This is a genomic window from Haloferula sargassicola, assembly GCF_040362925.1.
Lineage (GTDB): Bacteria > Verrucomicrobiota > Verrucomicrobiia > Verrucomicrobiales > Akkermansiaceae > Haloferula > Haloferula sargassicola.
The window spans coordinates 239,407-256,433 of sequence record NZ_BAABRI010000003.1; the positions used below are offsets into that span (position 1 = coordinate 239,407).

General features: G+C 67.5%; 12 protein-coding genes. 5 read left to right on the top strand and 7 right to left on the bottom strand.

The annotated features are described in order from the left end of the window. Positions 1-11: 11 nt before the first annotated feature. Positions 12-323, top strand: a complete 312-nt coding sequence (locus ABXH26_RS03760; RefSeq protein ID WP_353565699.1) for a hypothetical protein — start codon at positions 12-14, stop codon at positions 321-323. Next, positions 310-444: a hypothetical protein gene (locus tag ABXH26_RS03765; RefSeq protein WP_353565700.1), complete on the top strand. Its 135-nt coding sequence runs from the start codon at positions 310-312 to the stop codon at positions 442-444. The genes ABXH26_RS03760 and ABXH26_RS03765 overlap by 14 nt, the downstream gene beginning before the upstream one ends. Before the next feature lie 6 nt (positions 445-450). Here the strand turns inward: ABXH26_RS03765 and ABXH26_RS03770 are convergent, their stop codons facing one another. Continuing rightward, positions 451-2,628 carry a tetratricopeptide repeat protein gene (locus ABXH26_RS03770; RefSeq protein WP_353565701.1) on the bottom strand — a complete coding sequence of 726 codons (2,178 nt, stop codon included), beginning with the start codon at positions 2,626-2,628 and terminating at the stop codon, positions 451-453. 164 nt (positions 2,629-2,792) lie between these two features. Here ABXH26_RS03770 and ABXH26_RS03775 point away from each other — a divergent pair, with 164 nt between their 5' ends. Both ABXH26_RS03775 and ABXH26_RS03780 read left to right on the top strand, forming a co-directional pair. Continuing rightward, complete coding sequence (locus tag ABXH26_RS03775; protein WP_353565702.1) at positions 2,793-3,341, top strand: ECF-type sigma factor; 549 nt, start codon at positions 2,793-2,795, stop codon at positions 3,339-3,341. A gap of 7 nt (positions 3,342-3,348) precedes the next feature. After that, complete coding sequence (locus ABXH26_RS03780; RefSeq protein WP_353565703.1) at positions 3,349-5,571, top strand: serine/threonine protein kinase; 2,223 nt, start codon at positions 3,349-3,351, stop codon at positions 5,569-5,571. Here ABXH26_RS03780 and ABXH26_RS03785 read toward each other — a convergent pair. The 6 genes from ABXH26_RS03785 to ABXH26_RS03810 all read right to left on the bottom strand — a co-directional run bounded on the left by ABXH26_RS03785 (position 5,544) and on the right by ABXH26_RS03810 (position 15,530). Continuing rightward, positions 5,544-9,944, bottom strand: a complete 4,401-nt coding sequence (locus ABXH26_RS03785; protein ID WP_353565704.1) for a TIM-barrel domain-containing protein — start codon at positions 9,942-9,944, stop codon at positions 5,544-5,546. The two genes, ABXH26_RS03780 and ABXH26_RS03785, sit on opposite strands and share 28 nt — an antisense overlap. 79 nt (positions 9,945-10,023) lie before the next feature. Next, the gene (locus ABXH26_RS03790; RefSeq protein WP_353565705.1) at positions 10,024-10,719 is read right to left on the bottom strand and encodes a PEP-CTERM sorting domain-containing protein; all 696 of its coding nucleotides are present in this window, start codon (positions 10,717-10,719) and stop codon (positions 10,024-10,026) included. A 140-nt stretch (positions 10,720-10,859) separates the two neighbouring features. Further along, complete coding sequence (gene radC, locus ABXH26_RS03795; RefSeq protein ID WP_353565706.1) at positions 10,860-11,570, bottom strand: RadC family protein; 711 nt, start codon at positions 11,568-11,570, stop codon at positions 10,860-10,862. A 141-nt stretch (positions 11,571-11,711) separates the two neighbouring features. Then, positions 11,712-12,662, bottom strand: coding sequence for an ABC transporter permease (locus tag ABXH26_RS03800; protein WP_353565707.1), 951 nt, complete (start codon positions 12,660-12,662; stop codon positions 11,712-11,714). A gap of 9 nt (positions 12,663-12,671) precedes the next feature. After that, positions 12,672-13,589 (bottom strand): ABC transporter permease, encoded by a 918-nt coding sequence (locus ABXH26_RS03805; protein ID WP_353565708.1) that lies wholly within the window; start codon positions 13,587-13,589, stop codon positions 12,672-12,674. Positions 13,590-13,595: 6 nt separating this feature from the next. Then, entirely contained in the window at positions 13,596-15,530 is a 1,935-nt protein-coding gene (locus ABXH26_RS03810) for a peptide ABC transporter substrate-binding protein (protein ID WP_353565709.1), read from the bottom strand. 209 nt (positions 15,531-15,739) lie between these two features. Between ABXH26_RS03810 and ABXH26_RS03815 the strand changes: the two genes are divergently transcribed. After that, positions 15,740-17,026: an ABC transporter permease subunit gene (locus ABXH26_RS03815; protein ID WP_353565710.1), complete on the top strand. Its 1,287-nt coding sequence runs from the start codon at positions 15,740-15,742 to the stop codon at positions 17,024-17,026. The last annotated feature ends 1 nt before the right edge of the window (position 17,027 follow it).

The following is a 17,027-nucleotide window of genomic DNA, read 5'->3' on the forward strand; positions in this document are numbered from 1 at the left end:
GTGCTCCGCCCATGAACGAGACTCCCGATTTTGTGGCCGAGCTGAGGCAGGTGAAACGCGCGCTCATCGCGCTGGCGGCCTTGGTGGCGGTGGGGATCGGCGTGAAATACGGGGTCGACTGGGCTCCCGGCTTCCGCGGATTCATCGGTGACCTCGCGTTTCTCGCAGGCGTCATCTTTTTCGCCGTGATCGGCTGGAAAGCGGCGGTGAAACACGTGTTCCCCGCGGCCGGGAAAGTCTTCGCCGGCGCCAAGGATGTGATCGACAAGGACCTGGAAATGGTCCGCGAGTCGAAGAAGCACCGCTCCGATGACCACCACTGAAGAGACCCCGCGCTGCGATCGGTGCGGCGCGCCGACCGAGCTGCAGTTCGGCGAGCGCTGGATTTGCGAGGACTGCTACGTTTCCGGCGGTGCCTGCTGCGCGGGCGAGGACGAAGGCTGAGGCAGATCAGGGCAAGGCGCCGATCTTGGACTCGAGGTCCGGGTTCGGCGGGGCGCCGAGTTGGAGCGCCTTGCCATAGGCTTCCGCGGCGTCCTGCTTGCGCCCCAGGCGGTTGAGCAGGATGGCCCGGTTGTAGTGGGCTTCGGCCAGGTTCGGATTGCAGGAAATCGCCATCTCGTAGGCGTCCTCGGCGCCCGCCAGGTCGCCGCTCTTGAAAAGCAGGTCGCCGAGCTGGAAGTGGGACAGGCCGTGGGTCGGCGCCAGCTCGATCGCCTTCCGCGTCTCGCTGATCGACTCGCCGAGGTCGCCCAGGCTGCCCAGCACGTAGCCAAGCATGCGGTGGGCGAAGGGGTTCTTCGGATCCAGCTCGGTGGCGCGGCGGAACAGGTCCGCGGAGGCGATCGGCTCGTTGAGCTTCAGCTGCACCAGGCCCAGCTTGCACATCGCCGAATCGTCGCCCGGGTTACGATCGATCATGATCTCGAAGGCCTCGCGCGCGGCGTGCAGGCGGCCGTTTCGATAGGCCCGCAGACCGGCGGCTTCGTAAGGCTGCAGCTCGCGGGTCAGATCGGCCAGGTTGCGCTCGACTTCCGACCGTGGTTTCGCCCACGGCGAGATGATGGTGCCATCGACCACCTGACCCTCGATCACCTGCAGTTCCTCGGGGGAAAGATTCAGCTCCGCGCCCTGGAAAATATCGAGCGCGCGGTGGATTTCCGGATCCTGCTTGGCTGAATCATCAAGGGCCTGCATGAGCAGGTCGCGGGCCTCGCTGCGTTTCTCCTGCACCTTGAGCTGCCGTTCGAGGATGCCGCGCAGCATGGTGGCCTCGTCCGGGTTCACCGCGTGCTCGTCCACTGAGGCGACCTCGTGGCGCAAGCGGCTCTGGAGGTCGGCGAGGCGTTGTTGCTGCTCCCGGTTTTCCTGGCGGTACTCCTGGATGCGCATCTTGGAGATGGCGAGGTCGCGCAAGGCCAGCGTGAGGTCTTCCTTGGTGGCGTCGTTGTCTTCCTGAAGCGTCTCGAAGCGCTTCTTCGTCTCGCGCAGCTCGCGGTCGAGCGCGAGGTTCTGGTCGATGACCTCCTGCAGCTGGCCGGCTTTGTTGAGCTTGAGCAGGGCGGCCATCTGGTCGCGCTCGCGCAGCAGTTCGTTGCGTTCCTCCTGCACGTCCTCGTAGGAGGCGCGGAGTTCGGTCAGCTCGGACTGCAGGCGGTCGATGGTCTTGTCCGCCTCCACCAGCAGGGCGTCCTTTTCGGAAATGGTCTTCTGCAGGGACTGGATCTGCTTCAGCTGGCCGGCGACCACCTGGTTGGAGGCGGCGCGCTCGGTCTCGAGGTCGCGTTTGGTGTCGGAAAGCTCCTGCTTGATCTGGTCGATCTGGCCGAGCAGCCGGGCGCGCTCGTTGGTCAGCGCCTCGACCTGGCCGCGGGCCTCCTCGGTTTCCTTGCGGCTGGCATCGAGCGCGCGGCCCATCACCGCCTTTTCGGCTTCCAGCTTGTCGATCCGGCGGGCAAGGGCCTCCACCTCGCCCTGCATCGGGGCCTCGGCGGTCTGGCGGCGCAGCCGGTCGAGCTCCGCGCGGGCACCCTGCAGCTCGGCCACCGCCTGATCGCGCTGGTGGTCGGTCTGGCCGTTGGCGCTGCCGTCGGCGATCTGTTTCTTGAGAGTTTCGACCTGGCTCTGCAAGTCGCGGATCCGGCGGGAGGCCAGCGTTTCCACCGGCTGGGCGGACTCGATGGGTGCCACCGGCAGCGTGTCGAGCGTGCCTTCGTCATCGGGCGTGCCGCTGCGCCAGGTGCCGCCTTCCAGCTCGGCCATCACGCTGTCCTTCTTTTGCTGCTCGCGTCGGGCATCGGGAAACACCGCGGCGATGCCGTCGGAAACCTTGCGGCGGCGGCTTTCGACCATGTTCTTTTTCCACTCCGGGAAGGTGCGGGAGATGGTGTCGAACAACTCGGCGGCGCGGCGGTATTTCTCCAGGGACTTGGTGGCCTGGCCCTGCTTGGCGAGCTTTTCGGCGTCGTTGCAGAGCAGCCAACCCTGGAAATACACGTCGGACGGGTCGAAGGAAGCGGGCGCGCTGGCCGGCGGCGCCGGCTGCTGGGCCGTGAGCGGAACCTGCGAGACCGCCAGCGTGGCCAACGCGAGCGTAGCGGCGATCGGGCGGTGGAGTTTCCGGCTCATAGCGGGCGGAGGCTAGGAGGCCGGAAGCCCAGCGGCAAGGGGAAAGCCGGCTGGTTAGGAGGGGCGGAATTCCGCGCCCCCAAGGTGATTCGCTGGAGGCTCTGAGAAACTCGCGGACCCGGAATTACCTTGCCGGCGGCAGCCGCGAATTCTAGGGAAATTGTATGCACGATCCGGAAAAATCCGCGCTCGGGGCGGTGGAGCAGCCGCTGACGACCGAGGAGATCCTTCCTCTGGTCTACGAGGAGCTGCGCCGGATCGCCTCCGACCGGCTGCGGCGGGAGAGCCGCCAGTTCACGCTGCAGCCCACCGCGCTGGTCCACGAGGCGTGGCTGCGGCTCTCGGGCGGACGCCTGGTCACCTGGGAAAACCGGGCTCACTTCTTCGGCGCGGCGGCGCAGGCGATGCGTCGCATCCTGGTCGACCGCGCCCGCGCCAAGCAGGCCGCAAAGCGCCAGCGCGACGAGGTGGAGCCCGACGAATCGATGGAATACGGCGACGACCGAGTGCTCGCGATCCACGATTGCCTGACCGAGCTGGAGCGCGTCGATCCGCTGTCGGCGAAGATCGTGCTGCTGAAATTCTACGGCGGCCTCGACAACAAGGAGGTCGCGGAAATCGTCGGCCGCAGCCTGCGCTCGGTGGAGCGCCAGTGGATGTTCGCCCGCGGCCGGCTCTATCAGATGATGGCCGCGGACAGCACCCGGGCCTAGGTTTCCCATGAACGACGAGGACCGCCGCGACGAGGTGGACCACGCCATCCTCGAGGTGGCGTTGTCGATTGACGATCCCGTGGCGCTGGAGCAATTCCTCGACCACTGCCTGGGCCACGACCCGGGTGCCCGCCGGGCGATGGCCGAGCTGGTGGTGGCGAGCCGGGAGTCGATGCAGTTCTTCCTCGAAGCCGACGAGGAGCGCGGCGAGCTGGCGGTGGAGTGGTGCGAGGGCCGGGACACTCCGGGCCGGGCGCGGGGCGGAAACGAACAACCGGGAGACGAGGTCGGCGGCTACCGGCTGATCTCGCGGCTGGGCGAGGGGAGCAGCGGCGTGATCTACGAGGCCGAGCAGAGCGTGCCGATCCGCCGCCGGGTGGCGCTGAAAATCCTGCGCGCCGGCATGGACACCGAAACCATGATCGCCCGCTTCGAGTCGGAGCGCCAGACGCTGGCCTTGATGGACCACCCGAACATCGCGCGGGTCATCGATGCCGGCGCGACGGCCTCCGGGCGGCCGTTCTTCGTGATGGAACTCGTGGCGGGCGAGAGGATCACCGACTACTGCGATCGCAACCGCCTCGGCATCCCTGAGCGGCTCGAGCTTTTCACGCAGGTGTGCGAGGCCATCGAGCACGCCCACCAGAAGGGCATCATCCACCGCGACATCAAGCCGTCGAACGTCCTCGTTGGCACCGATGGCGGCCGGCCGCACCCGAAGGTGATCGACTTCGGCATCGCCAAGATGGCCGATCCGGCCGGCTCGCGGCGCAAGGTCATCACCTTCCACGGCCAGCTTTTCGGCACGCCGGCCTACATGAGCCCGGAGCAGATCGACTTGGCCGGGCTCGATACCGACACGCGCAGCGATATCTACAGCCTGGGCATCCTGCTCTATGAGCTGCTGGTCGGCCGCACGCCGCACGCGGCCGACGAGCTGGCGGGCCTCGGCGTCTCGGCCATCCGCGAGCGGATCCTCCACCAGGAGATCGCGCCGCCCTCGAAGATCTGCGCGAAGATGGAGCCGGCCCGCCTGGAGCAGGTGGCCGCGGCGCGAAATCGCGAGCCGCGGCAGTTGATCGCGGCCGTCGCCGGAGACCTCGGCGGCATCGTCATGAAAGCGACCGAGCGCCAGAGGTCGCGGCGCTACCAGACGGTCCACGGCCTGATGCTCGACATCGGGCGTTTCCTCCGCCACCAGCCGGTCACCGCCCGCCCGCCGAGCCGCACGTATTTGCTGCGGAAATTCGTCCGCCGCAACCGCGCGGCCTGTGCGGTGGGCCTGCTGCTGGCGGTGCTGCTGGTGACCGGCTTCGCCGTCACCGCCGCGCTCTACAAGCGTGAGCGGATGGCGCTCGACGAGCAGTCACGGCTCAAGGTCGAGGCCGAGCACGCGCGCAACGAGGAATCGCGCCTGCGCCGCCAGGCCGACGCGCGCTCGAACCTGGCGCGGGTCGCGTTTTTGCTCGACCAGGACCGCGTGGCGGAGGCCGACGATCTGCGGCAGCGCTACCCGCTGTCATCGATCGAGCCCTCGCTTGAGGCGGCCACCGTGTTCCGCGCGCTGGGCGACTGGAATGCGGCGCACGACCGCTGGGACCAGGCGCTGCAGTGCTTCCTGCTGCTGATCCAGGCGAACCGCCTCGAGCAGCCGATCCGCATCCTCGAGGGCTCCGACCTGATGGCCTGCGGGCTGGGGCTGCTGCACTGCAACCACCCGGACTACTATAAGTTTCGTAGCGAGATCGTCGACCGCTACGCGCCGGCCACGACCCAGTACGGGGCCGAGCATTTCCTGAAGGTCTGCTGCGCCGTGCCCGCGGAGCCGGAGATGATGGCGAAGCTGGCCGAGTCGGCCGAGGTGCTGGGCGATCCGCGGACCACGCCCTACCCGTGCTGGTCCTCGCTTTCGCTCGCGCTCTACCACCTGCGGGCGGGGAACTTCGACGAGTCGGCGAAGTTCTGCGCCATCGGCCTGAACTGCACGGATGCCAAGACCTCGTGCCTCACCTCGCTGCGCGCCACGCTGGCGCTGGCGCTGCAGAAAGCCGGCAAAACCGCCGAGGCGGCGGCCGAGCTCGACGAGGCGAAGCGCATCGAGGTCGGCTGCGCGGGCAACGATTTCGTCAATGGCCGGCCGGCCGACTCGGCGTGGTTCGACTGGGCGCTCGCCCGGCACCTGATCCGCGAAGCCTCGGGCGATCAGGGCTCGGAAGCCTCCACGCGATAGAAGCGGGACTTGGCCGCGATCGGCATCTCGAAAACGAGCTGTGTGTTGTCGGCCAGCGGCCCGTGGGGCTCGCCGAGCATGTCCCAGGTGTCGGTGGCCATGGTGGGCGATTGCTCGATCCGGTAGATCCGCCCGGCTTTGCCGGAAAGGATGATCTTCACCATCTCGGTGTTGCTTTTTTCGAAGGTCTCGATGCGGAACCACTCCGCCGGATCGAGCGGGTTGGTGCCGGCGGCGGCCTCGGTCTGGTCGTCCTGGCCGTCGCCATCGGAATCGGTGTCGAGGTAGTTCGGGATGCCGTCGTGGTCGGCATCGCCGCTGCCTTCGACCGCGTCGGGAAGGCCATCGCCATCGGCATCCGGGGGTCCGATCTTCACCAGCTGCTCGCGGGCTACCGGAGAGGCCGGGATTTCCACCTCCACCACCGGGCCGGACAAGGAGCGTGAATCCGCGCCTTCCAGCGGCATCGAGTCGTCGGCATCGCCACCGCCGGGGATCCAGCGCGCCACGCCGCCGTCCCAGTCGAGCCGCTCGCCGTTCAGCATCGCGCTGCCCTGCGGGGTGCCGGCGGGCAGGTGGATGCGCACCGTCCACGCGCGCTCGGTGATGGCTTCCGGGAAGCCGCCTTCCGCCGGCGTGATCTTCACGGTCAGGAAATCCCCGGCCTGGCGGGTGGTCACCGTGGTCCGCCGGCACGCGCCGGAAAGGTAGTCGACCGAATGACCCTCGTCCTCGTACATCACGCGCTTCGTTTCGCCATCGGCGGCGGGGGCGAAGGCATCGACGAGGACGTGGTCCCAGGGTTTTTCGCCGGTGTATTGCATGGTCGGCACGGTCAGCACCGCGCCGCCGGCGCGGGCGAAGATGGGACAACGCTCGAGGACGTAGGGTTTCTCGACCGTCTGCGGGCCCGTCATGCGCTCGCCGGTCCACAGGTCCTCCCACTCGCCCGGCGGCAGCCAGAACGAGGTCGGTGCCGGCACCGCCTGGCCGAAGCGGACGGACGCCTGGCCCGCACCCTCGTAGTACTCGACGCGCACCGGCAGTGTCTGGCCGGCGGTCACGGCGATGCTGCCGGTGCGGTAGGTGTTTTCCTGCGGCATCCAGGCATCGACCAGCAACTGGTCGCCGATCCACACGCGCACGCCGTCATCCGAGGTGGCGGCGATGGTGAAGTCGCCCGTTTCCGGAAACGGACCGAGGAAGCCGGTCCAGCGGACCGAAAATCCGTCGGCCGGCACATCGGGTCCGGGCGCGCCGGTGCCCCAGTCGAAGTCGACCGCGGCGTCGATGCGCTCCAGCGCCGGGCTGCCCTCGAGGTCGGTGTTCGAAAAGTAGGCCGCGTGAAGTCCCGGCTGGCCTCCGTTTTCCTCGCTGTGCAGCAGGCCGCCCGCGAACCCGGCCAGCTCGGTGCCGGGCTGGGTGACCGGCGCGACCAGCAGGTCATCGCCGAGCAGATACTGGTGCGGGTCGGAGGCTTCCGGCTCGTCGGGCCATTCAAGATCGCAGCGGCGCAGGATCGGCAGGCCGGTCGTGCGGGCGTGGTCGGCGGCCGAGTAGAGCGTCGGCAGCAGGCGGTAGCGGAGCTGCGTGTAGTCCTTGGCGATCGCCTCGGCGCGCTCGCCGTAGGCCCACGGGTAGCGGATTTCCCGCGCGCCGCCGTGGAGCCGGAACACCGGGCACAGCGAGCCGAACTGGACCCAGCGGGCGTAGCCCTCGGGCGTCGGGTTGGTGTTGTGGCCGCCGCAGTCCGGGTGGACGTAGGGCATCATGCGCTCGATGCCGCTGTTGGTCGAGTTGGCCACCGCGCGGGCCATATCGGACCACGGGCTGTAGATGTCGCCGGTCCACCAGATCGGGAAACGGTGTGCCGCGGGGTGCGACGGGGCGTTCCAGGCACCGTTGTCGATGCCGTCCACGTTGGTCATGATCAGCGGCCGGCGTTGCGGCGCGAAGCGCTCGGTCATGTCGTGAAACAGGCGCATGCCCCACACCTCCTTGCTGATGCCGGGCATCGGTTCGGGCAGGGTGGTGTGCCAGTTGCGGTCGTACCACCAGACGTCGCCGCCCATGGCCAGGATCGAGCTCAGGCCGTCCCAGCGGTAGTCGAGTTCGTGGGGATCGAGCGCGGTCGGGGCGACCGGTTCGGGGTGGTCGTTGAACATCACGCCGACGTGCCGGGCGTGGGCGCTGTCGAGGAATCGCTCCATGTCCGGAAACAGGTCGGTCGCCACGCCGTAGCCGTCCGAGGCACCGACCCGCCAGTCGGTATCGACCACGAACATGTCGAGCGGGATCTGCTTCTCGCGATAGGTATCGATCACCTCCAGGGCCGAGGTTTCCGAGTAGGGGAAATAGCGGCTGTCCCACAGGCCGAAGGTCGACAGCGGCGGCAGCGGGACCGGGCCGGTGAGGTGCAGGAAGTCGGCGCGGAAGCGGTCGTCCACGCCCTCCGGCAGCAGGAAAACGTAGGCGTCCGGCGCGTTGTTCGAAAGGTCCCAGCCGGATTGCGGATCCGAGTGATCCGGCGGCGGCGTGGCGCCCCAGGCTGGCGGGACGAGGCGCGGGTGGTCGGCCATCCACCAGCTGGATTCGTGCTGGGCAGGCTGGGGAAGATAGCGGGAAGTCGGCAGCTCGCCGGTGAACTCATGCAGCAGCTCGCCGGCCGGCGTTTCCACCCGGATGCCCTCCAGCGAGGTCGCGTGGTCCGGGATGCGGACCTTGTAGAAATCCGTGGCGACCACGGTTTCGCCGTCCGCGTGGGTGGTCGTGGTGGGGATCTCGGACCAGTCGCGGCCGACCACGGTGAAGGTCTCGCGATCCTCGAAACCCTCGGGTCCGCGGAGTTCGACGCGCACCAGCCGCTCGCCGAGCGCCTGCACGCGGACCAGATCGCCCTCGTAGGTCGGCGGCATCACCGAGGCCCAGGTGGTGCCCATCCGCAGCTCGTCGAATTCCCACGCGCCGGCGTTGCCACTGCGCAGGTGGACGGCATCGAAGGCGAGATCCTCGAAGGCATCCGTGTGGCTGGTCAAAACGGCGGCCTGGCCGGCTTCGGCGACCTTCGGGTCGGGATCGAGCCACACCGTCAGGTCGTCCGGCGCGCCGGCGTGGAAGTCGATCCGGCCGACGAACAGGTGGCTGTCGGCATCGATCGCTTCGTAGCTGCCGGCGTCCGCCTGCGCGCTGGCCAGCGGCATCACGGTCGCCGACTGTTCGGCGGAGGCCACGAAGTTCGCTTCGGGCCAGGCGTTTCCGACCAGCAGCCGCTCGTCATCGCCGAGGTAAAAGTGCAGCCCGCCGAAGGCATTCTCGCCGGCGCCGGTGCGCGAGCGGCCGAGGAAGGTGAAGTAGAGCGTGCCGTCGACCTCCGCGCCGCCGATCCTGCCATCGTTTCCCAGCAATCCGGCGCGGTCGAAGGCCCCGGTGTCGAGCGGAGCGGTGGAGCCGCTGCCGCCGTTGCCGGAGGTCACCAGCATGCCGCCGCCGGGCAGCACGCCGGCGTGAAACAGCGAGCTGGCCTCGATGCGCGACTCGTCGGAGCTGTCGCCCGCCCAGGTGGAGCCGACGCCGAACCCTTCGCCCTGCACGGCCTGCCCGGGAAGATCCGCGATGGCATAGCCGGCGAAGGTTTCCGCCATCAGCGGACCGGTGGCGGGAGCGAGGCCGAGGTCGGACCACGAGCTGGCGACCTGCAGGTCATCCCAGTCGGTCACTCCGCCCGACGCGAGACGGACGGAAGTCGACCAATGGCTGCCGCTGCGGTGCTTTTCCACTTCCGGCGCGGCGTTGCCATCGACCGGATCCACCCACAGGCGCAGGGTGTTCGAGCGGTGGTTGATTTCCGCCACCAGGTCGTAGCTGCGGTCGGTCTCCGCCTCCTTCACGCCGAGCGCCGTCTGGCCGCCCTGCACGATGCCGAAACGATGGAAGTTCCCCTGACCGCCCGGCTGGCCGAAAAAGATCCGCTCGCTGCCGAAGTCGAACGAGCTGAAGCCCGACCACATCTGCTGGGCGCGCTGGGTGGACTTTACGCGAAAGTAGAGCAGCCCGGAGTCGCGCAGCGCGCCGAGGCCTTCGTCGCTGCCGAGGCCCTCGCCGGGTCCGTTGAACTCGCGCAGCGCGCCGGAATCGTCCGTGCGCAGCGCCCCCTCGGTGACCTGCGGCGAGCCGAAGGCGGCGTTCCAGTCCGAGTTCGTGCCGGTGTGGCTGGCGGTGACTGCGTTCCAGTCCCAGGATTCGCCGCCCGATCGTCCGGCGATCGTGCCAGCGGGGTAGTCGAAGAAATCCGAGCCGATCTCGGCCGCGGGCGAAGGGGAAAAAAGGGCGGTCGAAACGATCGCGCAGGCGACGGAGGTGTGGGTGCGGGTCATGGAAAAAGCGCTGGATGCGGCGGAAAAAAATCGCCGGCCAGGACGGAACCCGGCCGACGATGGGAGAACATCATGAAACTCAGGCACGGCGGCGGCGCAGCCCGATCCCGGCCGCGGAGAGGCCGAGCAGAAGGGCGGCCGAAGGCTCCGGCACGGCGCTGATGTCGACCATCAGGTTGTCGACCCTGATGTCGCCGCCGTTGCCGTTGGCGATGCGGAGCTGGTCGAATGCCACGCCGCTCACGCCCGTGCCGGAAAGGTTGGCGCCCGAGAGCGTGGTGAACGACCACGCGCCGGTGTCGAAAAAGTAGGTCAGCGTGGCGGTCGTTGCCGCGGTGTTGTCGGTGCTGGCATGGGCACCGCCCACCGCCGGTTGATCGACGCCCCAGAAGGTGTCGATGCCGAGGTCGCCGGTGAAAACCTGCTCGCTGCCGCCGGCGTAGAGGCTCACGCCCGCATAGCCGCCGGTGAAGAACGCCCCGCCCGCGGGCAGGAGGGTGTCGTAGGTCAGCGTCAGCACCTGGCCGGCGCCGAGAGCGACGCTGAAGTTGGCAAAGGCCGCGCGGCCCGCACCCGTGGTGTCGAAGGTGCCGGCGCTGATGGTCGGGGCGGTTCCGGTCCAGGCCGAGCCCACGTCGGGGGCCTTGCCGATGATGGTGGTTCCGTCGGGTTCGCTGAAATCATCGGCAAACACCGTGGCGGCGTGGCCGGTGGAGAAGCAGAGCGGTGCCAGGATGGCTGGCAGGATCCGCGTCATTCGGTGGGGAGGTTTCATCAGGTTGTAGCGTTTTTGGTTGGAGAAGGGGGTCACGACAGGGACCGCCCTCTTCTCGACATGCGGGGCGGACCGACGCCAACCGCCAAAAAATTTGCCGCTGCACCCGGGAAATCAAACGGCTCCCCGCTGCCCGAGGGTCAATCCCCGGACTTCTTGCGGTCGAAAAGCCCGGCCTCGCGGAACGAAAAGTAGGGCTCCCGGAAGTCCGACGGGCGGCCGATGATGAGGTGATCGAGCAGCCGGATCTGGAAAATGCCGGCAGCCTCGTCGAGGCGGCGGGTGAAGTCCAGGTCGGCCGTGCTCGGGCGCGGGTCGCCGGAGGGATGGTTGTGGACCAGCACGAAGCCCCAGGCGTGGTGCAGCAGGACGGGCCGCAGCACCTCGCGGGCGTGGGCCGAGGTCTCGGTGAGCGTGCCGCTGGTGATTTCCGCGGTGGCGATGTGTTCCAGCCGCGAGTTCACCATGGCGACGAGGAGTTTCTCGTGCGGCAGGTGGGCGAGCTGCGGGGCGAAGGCTTCGTGGATGCGCTCCGGGCAGTCGAGCGGCACGGCGTTCATCCGCTCGCGGGCGAGGCGGGCACCGAGCTCGAAGGCGGCGGCGAGCTGGCTGGCCTTGGCCAGGCCGAGGCCGGGGCAGGACTGGAGGGCGGGCAGGCCGGCCCCGCCGAGGGCGTGCAGCGAGCCGAAGTGACGGAGGATGTCGCGCCCGATCTGGATCGCGCTCTTTCCCTTCACGCCGGTGCGCAGGAAAAGGGCGAGCAACTCGGCGTTGTCCAGCGCCGCGGGGCCGAGGCGGGCCAGCTTTTCCCGCGGACGCTCATCGTCCGGCATGTCGCGGATCAGGCTCATGAAGAAGATGGTGGATAGTGGATGTTAGATGGTAGATGAGCCGGTTCGGGGCCCGGGGACAAGGACGGAAGTCCTCGGGAGGGGCGAGGTCTCCGACTCCGCGGTGCCGACCAGCAATCTAAAATCTTCCATCCACCATCTTCAATCCTTCGACGAGCGCGGGTCGAGGGCGTCGCGGAGGCCGTCGCCGAGGAAGTTCAGGGCGAACAGGGTGGAGGAGAAGAACAGCGCCGGGAAAAAGAGCAGCAGCGGGTTGGTCTCCATGCGGTCGGCACCTTCCTTGATCAGGATGCCCCACGAGCTGTTGGGCGGCTTGACGCCGAGGCCGAGAAAGGACAGCACGCTTTCCAGCAGCATGATCCCAGGTACGGCAAGCGTCGTATAAACGATGACCGGCCCGATGACGTTCGGCAGGATGTGGCGGAACAGGATGCGCCCGTTGCCGAGGCCCAGCGAGCGGGCGGCCTCGACGAATTCCTGCTTCTTGTAGGTCATGACCTGCGCGCGGACGATGCGGGCGATGGTCAGCCAGCCGATGGCCCCGATTGCGATGAAGAGCGGGATCAGGGTGGTGATCGGGGCGACGTCGTCGCGCGGCCAGCCGGTGGTATCGATCACCCACTCGGTGAAGGTGGAGGCGGGCTCATCGACCACCAGCGAGAAGAGGATCACGAGCACCAGGAAGGGCAGCGCGAAGAGGATGTCGACGCAGCGCATCATGAAGTCGTCGAGCTTTCCCCCGACATAGCCGGAAATCGCACCGTAGATGAGGCCGATGACGACGGCCACGCTGGTGGCCACGAGGCCGACCAGCAGCGAGACGCGGCCGCCATAGAGCACGCGGGCGAAGAGGTCGCGGCCGAGGTAGTCGGTGCCGAACCAGTGCGCGGCGGAAGGCGAGCCGGCCGGCTGGTCGAGATCGATGACCGAGGGCGAGGGCAGCGGCAGCACGGCGGGGCCGAGGAAACACAGGGCGGCGATGATGATGATGATCCAGAAGCTGGCCATCGCGGCCTTGTTGCGGCCGAGGCGGTGCCAGGCATCGCGCCACAGCGAGGAGCCCTTTTCGATCTTCGGAGCGGGTGAGGACATGGGGAAAAATCAGGCGCCGCGCAGGCGGGGGTTGAGGGCCATCTGGGCGAGGTCGGAAAGCAGGTTCGCGGCGATGATCAGGAAGCCGTAGAACAGCACCAGGCCTTGGAGCAGCGAGTATTCGCGGTCGGTGGTGGCATTGATGAAGTGCTGCCCCATGCCGGGGACCTGGAAGATGGTCTCGATGACGAAGGAGCCGGAGATCATGCCGGCGAAGGCGGGGCCGACGAAGGCCACCGCCGGAATCAGGCCGCCGCGCAGGGCGTGGCGGACGACGATCCGCGGGCCGGGCACGCCTTTCGCCTTGGCGGTGCGGATGTAGTCCTGGTTGAGCACGTCGAGCATGCCGCCGCGGGTGAGGCGGGCGATGTAGGCGGCATTGACCATGCCCAGCGTGAAGGCGGGCAGGATCCAATCCGCCGGCGTGTTCCAGCCGGCGACGTGGAGTACGCCGAGATTCAGCCCGGCGGTGACGGCGAGCAGCGGGCCGATGACGAACGAGGGCAGGCAGATGCCCGTCATGGCCGCGGCCAGGCAGGCGTAATCGAGCGGGCCGTTCTTTTTCACCGCGGCGATGACCCCCGCCGGCAAGCCGATCATGAGGGCGATGCCGATCGACATGAGGCCCAGCCAGGCGGACACGGGGAAGGACTGGCGGATCACCTCGGCGACCTGCACGCCGGGTTTGCGGAAAAGCTCGCCGAGGTCGCCGTGGAGGACGTTTTTCAGGTAGAGCGCGAACTGGACGGGCGCGGGCTTGTCGAGGCCGCCCTGTTCCATCTGCTTTTCCTTGATGTGCTGCGGGACGGCTTTTTCGTCCGTGTAGGGATTGCCCGGCATGAGCCGGACGAGGAAAAAGGTGAGCGTGACGAGCACGAGCAGGGTGATGAGTCCCTGGCCGAGGCGGCTGAGGATGATGCGGAGCATGGCGGATCAGCGGGCGACCGGCTCGAGCCGGATCTTGTCGTAAGGGTGATTGTCGAGAAGCAGCGGGTTCCAGCCCTTGACGGCGGGGTCGATGAGGTAGTTCCGCGAATACCACGCGATGATGAGCACGGGTTTTTCATCGAGGAAAAGGTTCTCGGCGCGCTTCAGCAGCTCGTAGCGCTTGGCCGGGTCCGGCTCCTGGTGGGACTGCCGCAGCAGGTCCTCGAAGTCCGGGCTCCACCAGCCGGTGTTGTTGTTGCCGTTCCCCTTGGTCCACATTTCCAGGAAGGTCAGCGGGTCGAGGTAGTCGCCGATCCAGCCGCCGGAAGCGAGGTCGTACTCGCCGGTCTGGGTGGCTTCGAGATAGGCGGTCCATTCCTTGTTCTCGATCTCCACCTGGATGCCGAGGTCGCGCGCCCACATCGCCTGGACCGCCTGGGCCACCGTGGCCGCGGTCTCGCGGCTGGCGAGCAGGACCTTGAGGCGGGGAAATCCCTGCCCCTCCGGGAAATTGGCTTCCGCGAGCAGCTTGCGGGCCTTCTCGACGTTACGGGTCTCACGTTCGGCCACCTCGTAGCCGACCATCGGCGGCGTGATCCCCCAGGCCGGCTTGTAGCCTTTCAGAATCTTGCCGCAGATCACCTCACGATCGATCGCCAGCGCCAGCGCCTCGCGCACCTTCGGGTTGTCCAGCGGCTTGCGCTCGGTGTTGCAGCGGTAGAAAAAGGTCCCGACGTATGGCTCCTGCCGTAGCACGGTGGGGTCGATCTCCTTCATCAGGTCGATGACCTCCGGCGGGGCGGTGTAGGAGATGTGCAGCTGCCCGTCGCGGAACATGCGGGCCTCGGTGTAGGAGTTGGTGATGGGCAGGAAGCGCACGCCATTGAGCGTGACCTCGGCGGCGTTCCAGTAGAGCGGGTTGCGCTCGACCTCGATGTGGTCGGTGAGCTGCCACGACTTGAGCTGGAACGGGCCGTTGGTGACGATGTTCTCGAGCTTCGCCCACGGGTTGCTCTTGTCGCTCATCTTGCCGTGCTGGAGCACCACGTGGCGGGGCACGGGGTCCCAGGTGTAGTGCTTGAGGATCTGGGGAAAGTAGGGCGTCGGCCCGCGCAGCGTGATGGCGAAGGTGAGGTCGTTGATTTCCTCCACGCCGACCTGGGCGAGGTCCCAGAGGTCCTGCCCCTGGTGGGCGAGCAGGCGATCGATCACCTCCCGCCCGCGGCCGAAGCCCTCCGGCCAGGGGAAGCGGGTGGCGGGATCCGCGGCGATCCACTCCAGCTGCTCCTTGCCCAGCGAATCGAGCCCCTTTGCCAGGGCGATGAGCTTGCGATCTCCATCCGGCGCGGTGGCCCACTCGATGCCCTTGATTTCCGCGAGGCTGCGGCCGCCGCCCAGGCCCTCGGGCCATTTTTCCAAGGGGCGGAACTGAACGGCGCTGACCTCGTCCCAGCTCGGGCCGCCCGCAGGCGGGGAGATGCGGAACAGGATCTCACCGCGCTGGTCCTCATTGTAGGCGGCGGCGTTTTTCATGAAGTAGAGCATTTCCGCGTACTTCGCGCCGAACTCCGGGTGGAGCATCCGGTGATAGGAAAACACATAATCGCGCGCGGTGACCGGGATGCCATCCGACCACTGGGCCTCGGGGCGGAGGTGGATGGTCCAGCGGGTCGCGGTCTCGTCGGGCTCGAGCGACTCGGCCCCGGTCAGGCGGTAGGCGGCGTCATCGACGGGGTCGAACGACACCGGCCCCTCGAACAGGGCGCGCATCAGGTTGCTCTCCGCCACGCCGGAGACGACCTGGGGATCGAGGCCCTTGGGCTCCACGGAATTGCCGACGATGAGGACGCCCTCGCGGGTGGCGCGTTCCACCTGGGATTCCCGGGAACACGAAGCGAGGGCGAGGGCAGCGACGGCGAGGGTGAAAAGGCGACGTGGCATGACTCGGCCGTGAGTTAGCGGTCCGCGGGCCACCTTGGCAGGGAAAAAGTGGCGAAATGGCGGTTCGCCGGGTGGATGGGAAGCTCGGTGCCTCTCGCCTCTTCCCGGGGACCCGCGGTTTCCCTCCCCCGGCATCGCTGGCATCCGCGGCTTGCAAGGGCGGGGATCGAGGCTAGAAGGGCACAGCCGCTGCTTCATCGCCCGCCCTTTTGAAAGCCTACTTCCTCCGACGCCTGCTGCTCATCCCGGTCACGCTGATCGGGATCACCTTGCTGGTGTTCGCGATCATCCGGGTGACCCCCGGCGGACCCGTGCAGCAGGCGCTTTCCCGCATGATGGGGGACAACGCCAAGCGCAGCCGGGCGGAGACGAACTTTTCCCTGACGGCCGCGCAGGTGTTGGAAATCGAGGAGTCCTACGACCGCGACAAGGGCATCGTGCGGGCCTATCTCGAGTGGCTGGGCGTGCTGCCGCGGGACACCAACAAGCTCGGGAAGGAATTTCCGGCAGGAAAGAACGAGGTGAAGATCCCGCTGCCGGGGACGATCGACGAGGTGACGATCGTCAACGAGGACGGCGACGCCCGGCTGGTGGCGCCGAAGGGGATCGACATCAGCGGCTGGGAGGCGCGGATCATCTCGCCGGAGGATCAGGAAAAGCGCTGGAGCCGCTGGGTCGAGGGCATGGAGCTGGGGAAAATGCCGGAGCCGAGGGCGGTGCTTTACCAGCCCCGCTACGCCGGCCTGCTGGAGGGCAGCCTGGGTTTCTCCCGCAAGTATCAGGATCCGGTGTGGAGCATGATTCTCGACCGCATCCCGGTTTCGCTGGCCTTCGGCGGCATCTCGCTGGTGCTGGTGTATGCCATCTGCCTGCCGCTCGGGGTGGTGAAGGCGATCAAGCACCGGACGTGGCTCGACAGCCTGAGCTCGCTGGTGGTCTTCGCCGGCTATGCGATCCCGGGCTACGCGCTGGGCGCCCTGCTCGTCGTCTACCTGGCGGCGAAGTGGCGGTGGTTCGCGCTCGGCGGCTTCACGGGCGACGATTTTTCGCAGCTTTCGCTGACGGGAAAGGTCGAGGACCTCGCCTACCACATGACTCTCCCGCTGGTCTGCTACCTGATCAGCTCGTTCGCGATGATGACGATGCTGATGAAGAACAACCTGATGGACAATCTGGCCGCCGACTATGTGCGGACGGCGATCGCCAAGGGAACGGGCTTCCGCACGGCGGTGTTCCGGCACGCCTTCCGGAATTCGATCATTCCCATCGCCACCACCATCGGAGGCAACCTGTTGATCTTCGTCTCGGGCAGCCTGCTGATCGAGAAGGTTTTCGACATCAACGGCTTCGGGCTGTTGGGCTTCAGCTCGATCCTCGAGTTCGACGAGCCGGTGATCATGGGTGTGCTGTTCGTATCATCGCTGCTGGTGCTGGTGGGAAATGTGATCTCGGACCTGTGCGTCGCGATGGTCGATCCGAGGGTGAGCTACAAGTGAG

Bases quoted from the DNA above. Each gene is read 5' to 3' on its own strand.
- ABXH26_RS03760 (WP_353565699.1), top strand. From the start codon at position 12: ATGAACGAGACTCCCGATTTTGTGGCCGAGCTGAGGCAGGTGAAACGC.
- ABXH26_RS03790 (WP_353565705.1), bottom strand. From the start codon at position 10,719: ATGAAACCTCCCCACCGAATGACGCGGATCCTGCCAGCCATCCTGGCA.
- ABXH26_RS03805 (WP_353565708.1), bottom strand. From the start codon at position 13,589: ATGCTCCGCATCATCCTCAGCCGCCTCGGCCAGGGACTCATCACCCTG.
- ABXH26_RS03810 (WP_353565709.1), bottom strand. From the start codon at position 15,530: ATGCCACGTCGCCTTTTCACCCTCGCCGTCGCTGCCCTCGCCCTCGCT.
- ABXH26_RS03800 (WP_353565707.1), bottom strand. From the start codon at position 12,662: ATGTCCTCACCCGCTCCGAAGATCGAAAAGGGCTCCTCGCTGTGGCGC.
- ABXH26_RS03765 (WP_353565700.1), top strand. From the start codon at position 310: ATGACCACCACTGAAGAGACCCCGCGCTGCGATCGGTGCGGCGCGCCG.
- ABXH26_RS03775 (WP_353565702.1), top strand. From the start codon at position 2,793: ATGCACGATCCGGAAAAATCCGCGCTCGGGGCGGTGGAGCAGCCGCTG.
- ABXH26_RS03770 (WP_353565701.1), bottom strand. From the start codon at position 2,628: ATGAGCCGGAAACTCCACCGCCCGATCGCCGCTACGCTCGCGTTGGCC.
- ABXH26_RS03780 (WP_353565703.1), top strand. From the start codon at position 3,349: ATGAACGACGAGGACCGCCGCGACGAGGTGGACCACGCCATCCTCGAG.
- radC (WP_353565706.1), bottom strand. From the start codon at position 11,570: ATGAGCCTGATCCGCGACATGCCGGACGATGAGCGTCCGCGGGAAAAG.
- ABXH26_RS03785 (WP_353565704.1), bottom strand. From the start codon at position 9,944: ATGACCCGCACCCACACCTCCGTCGCCTGCGCGATCGTTTCGACCGCC.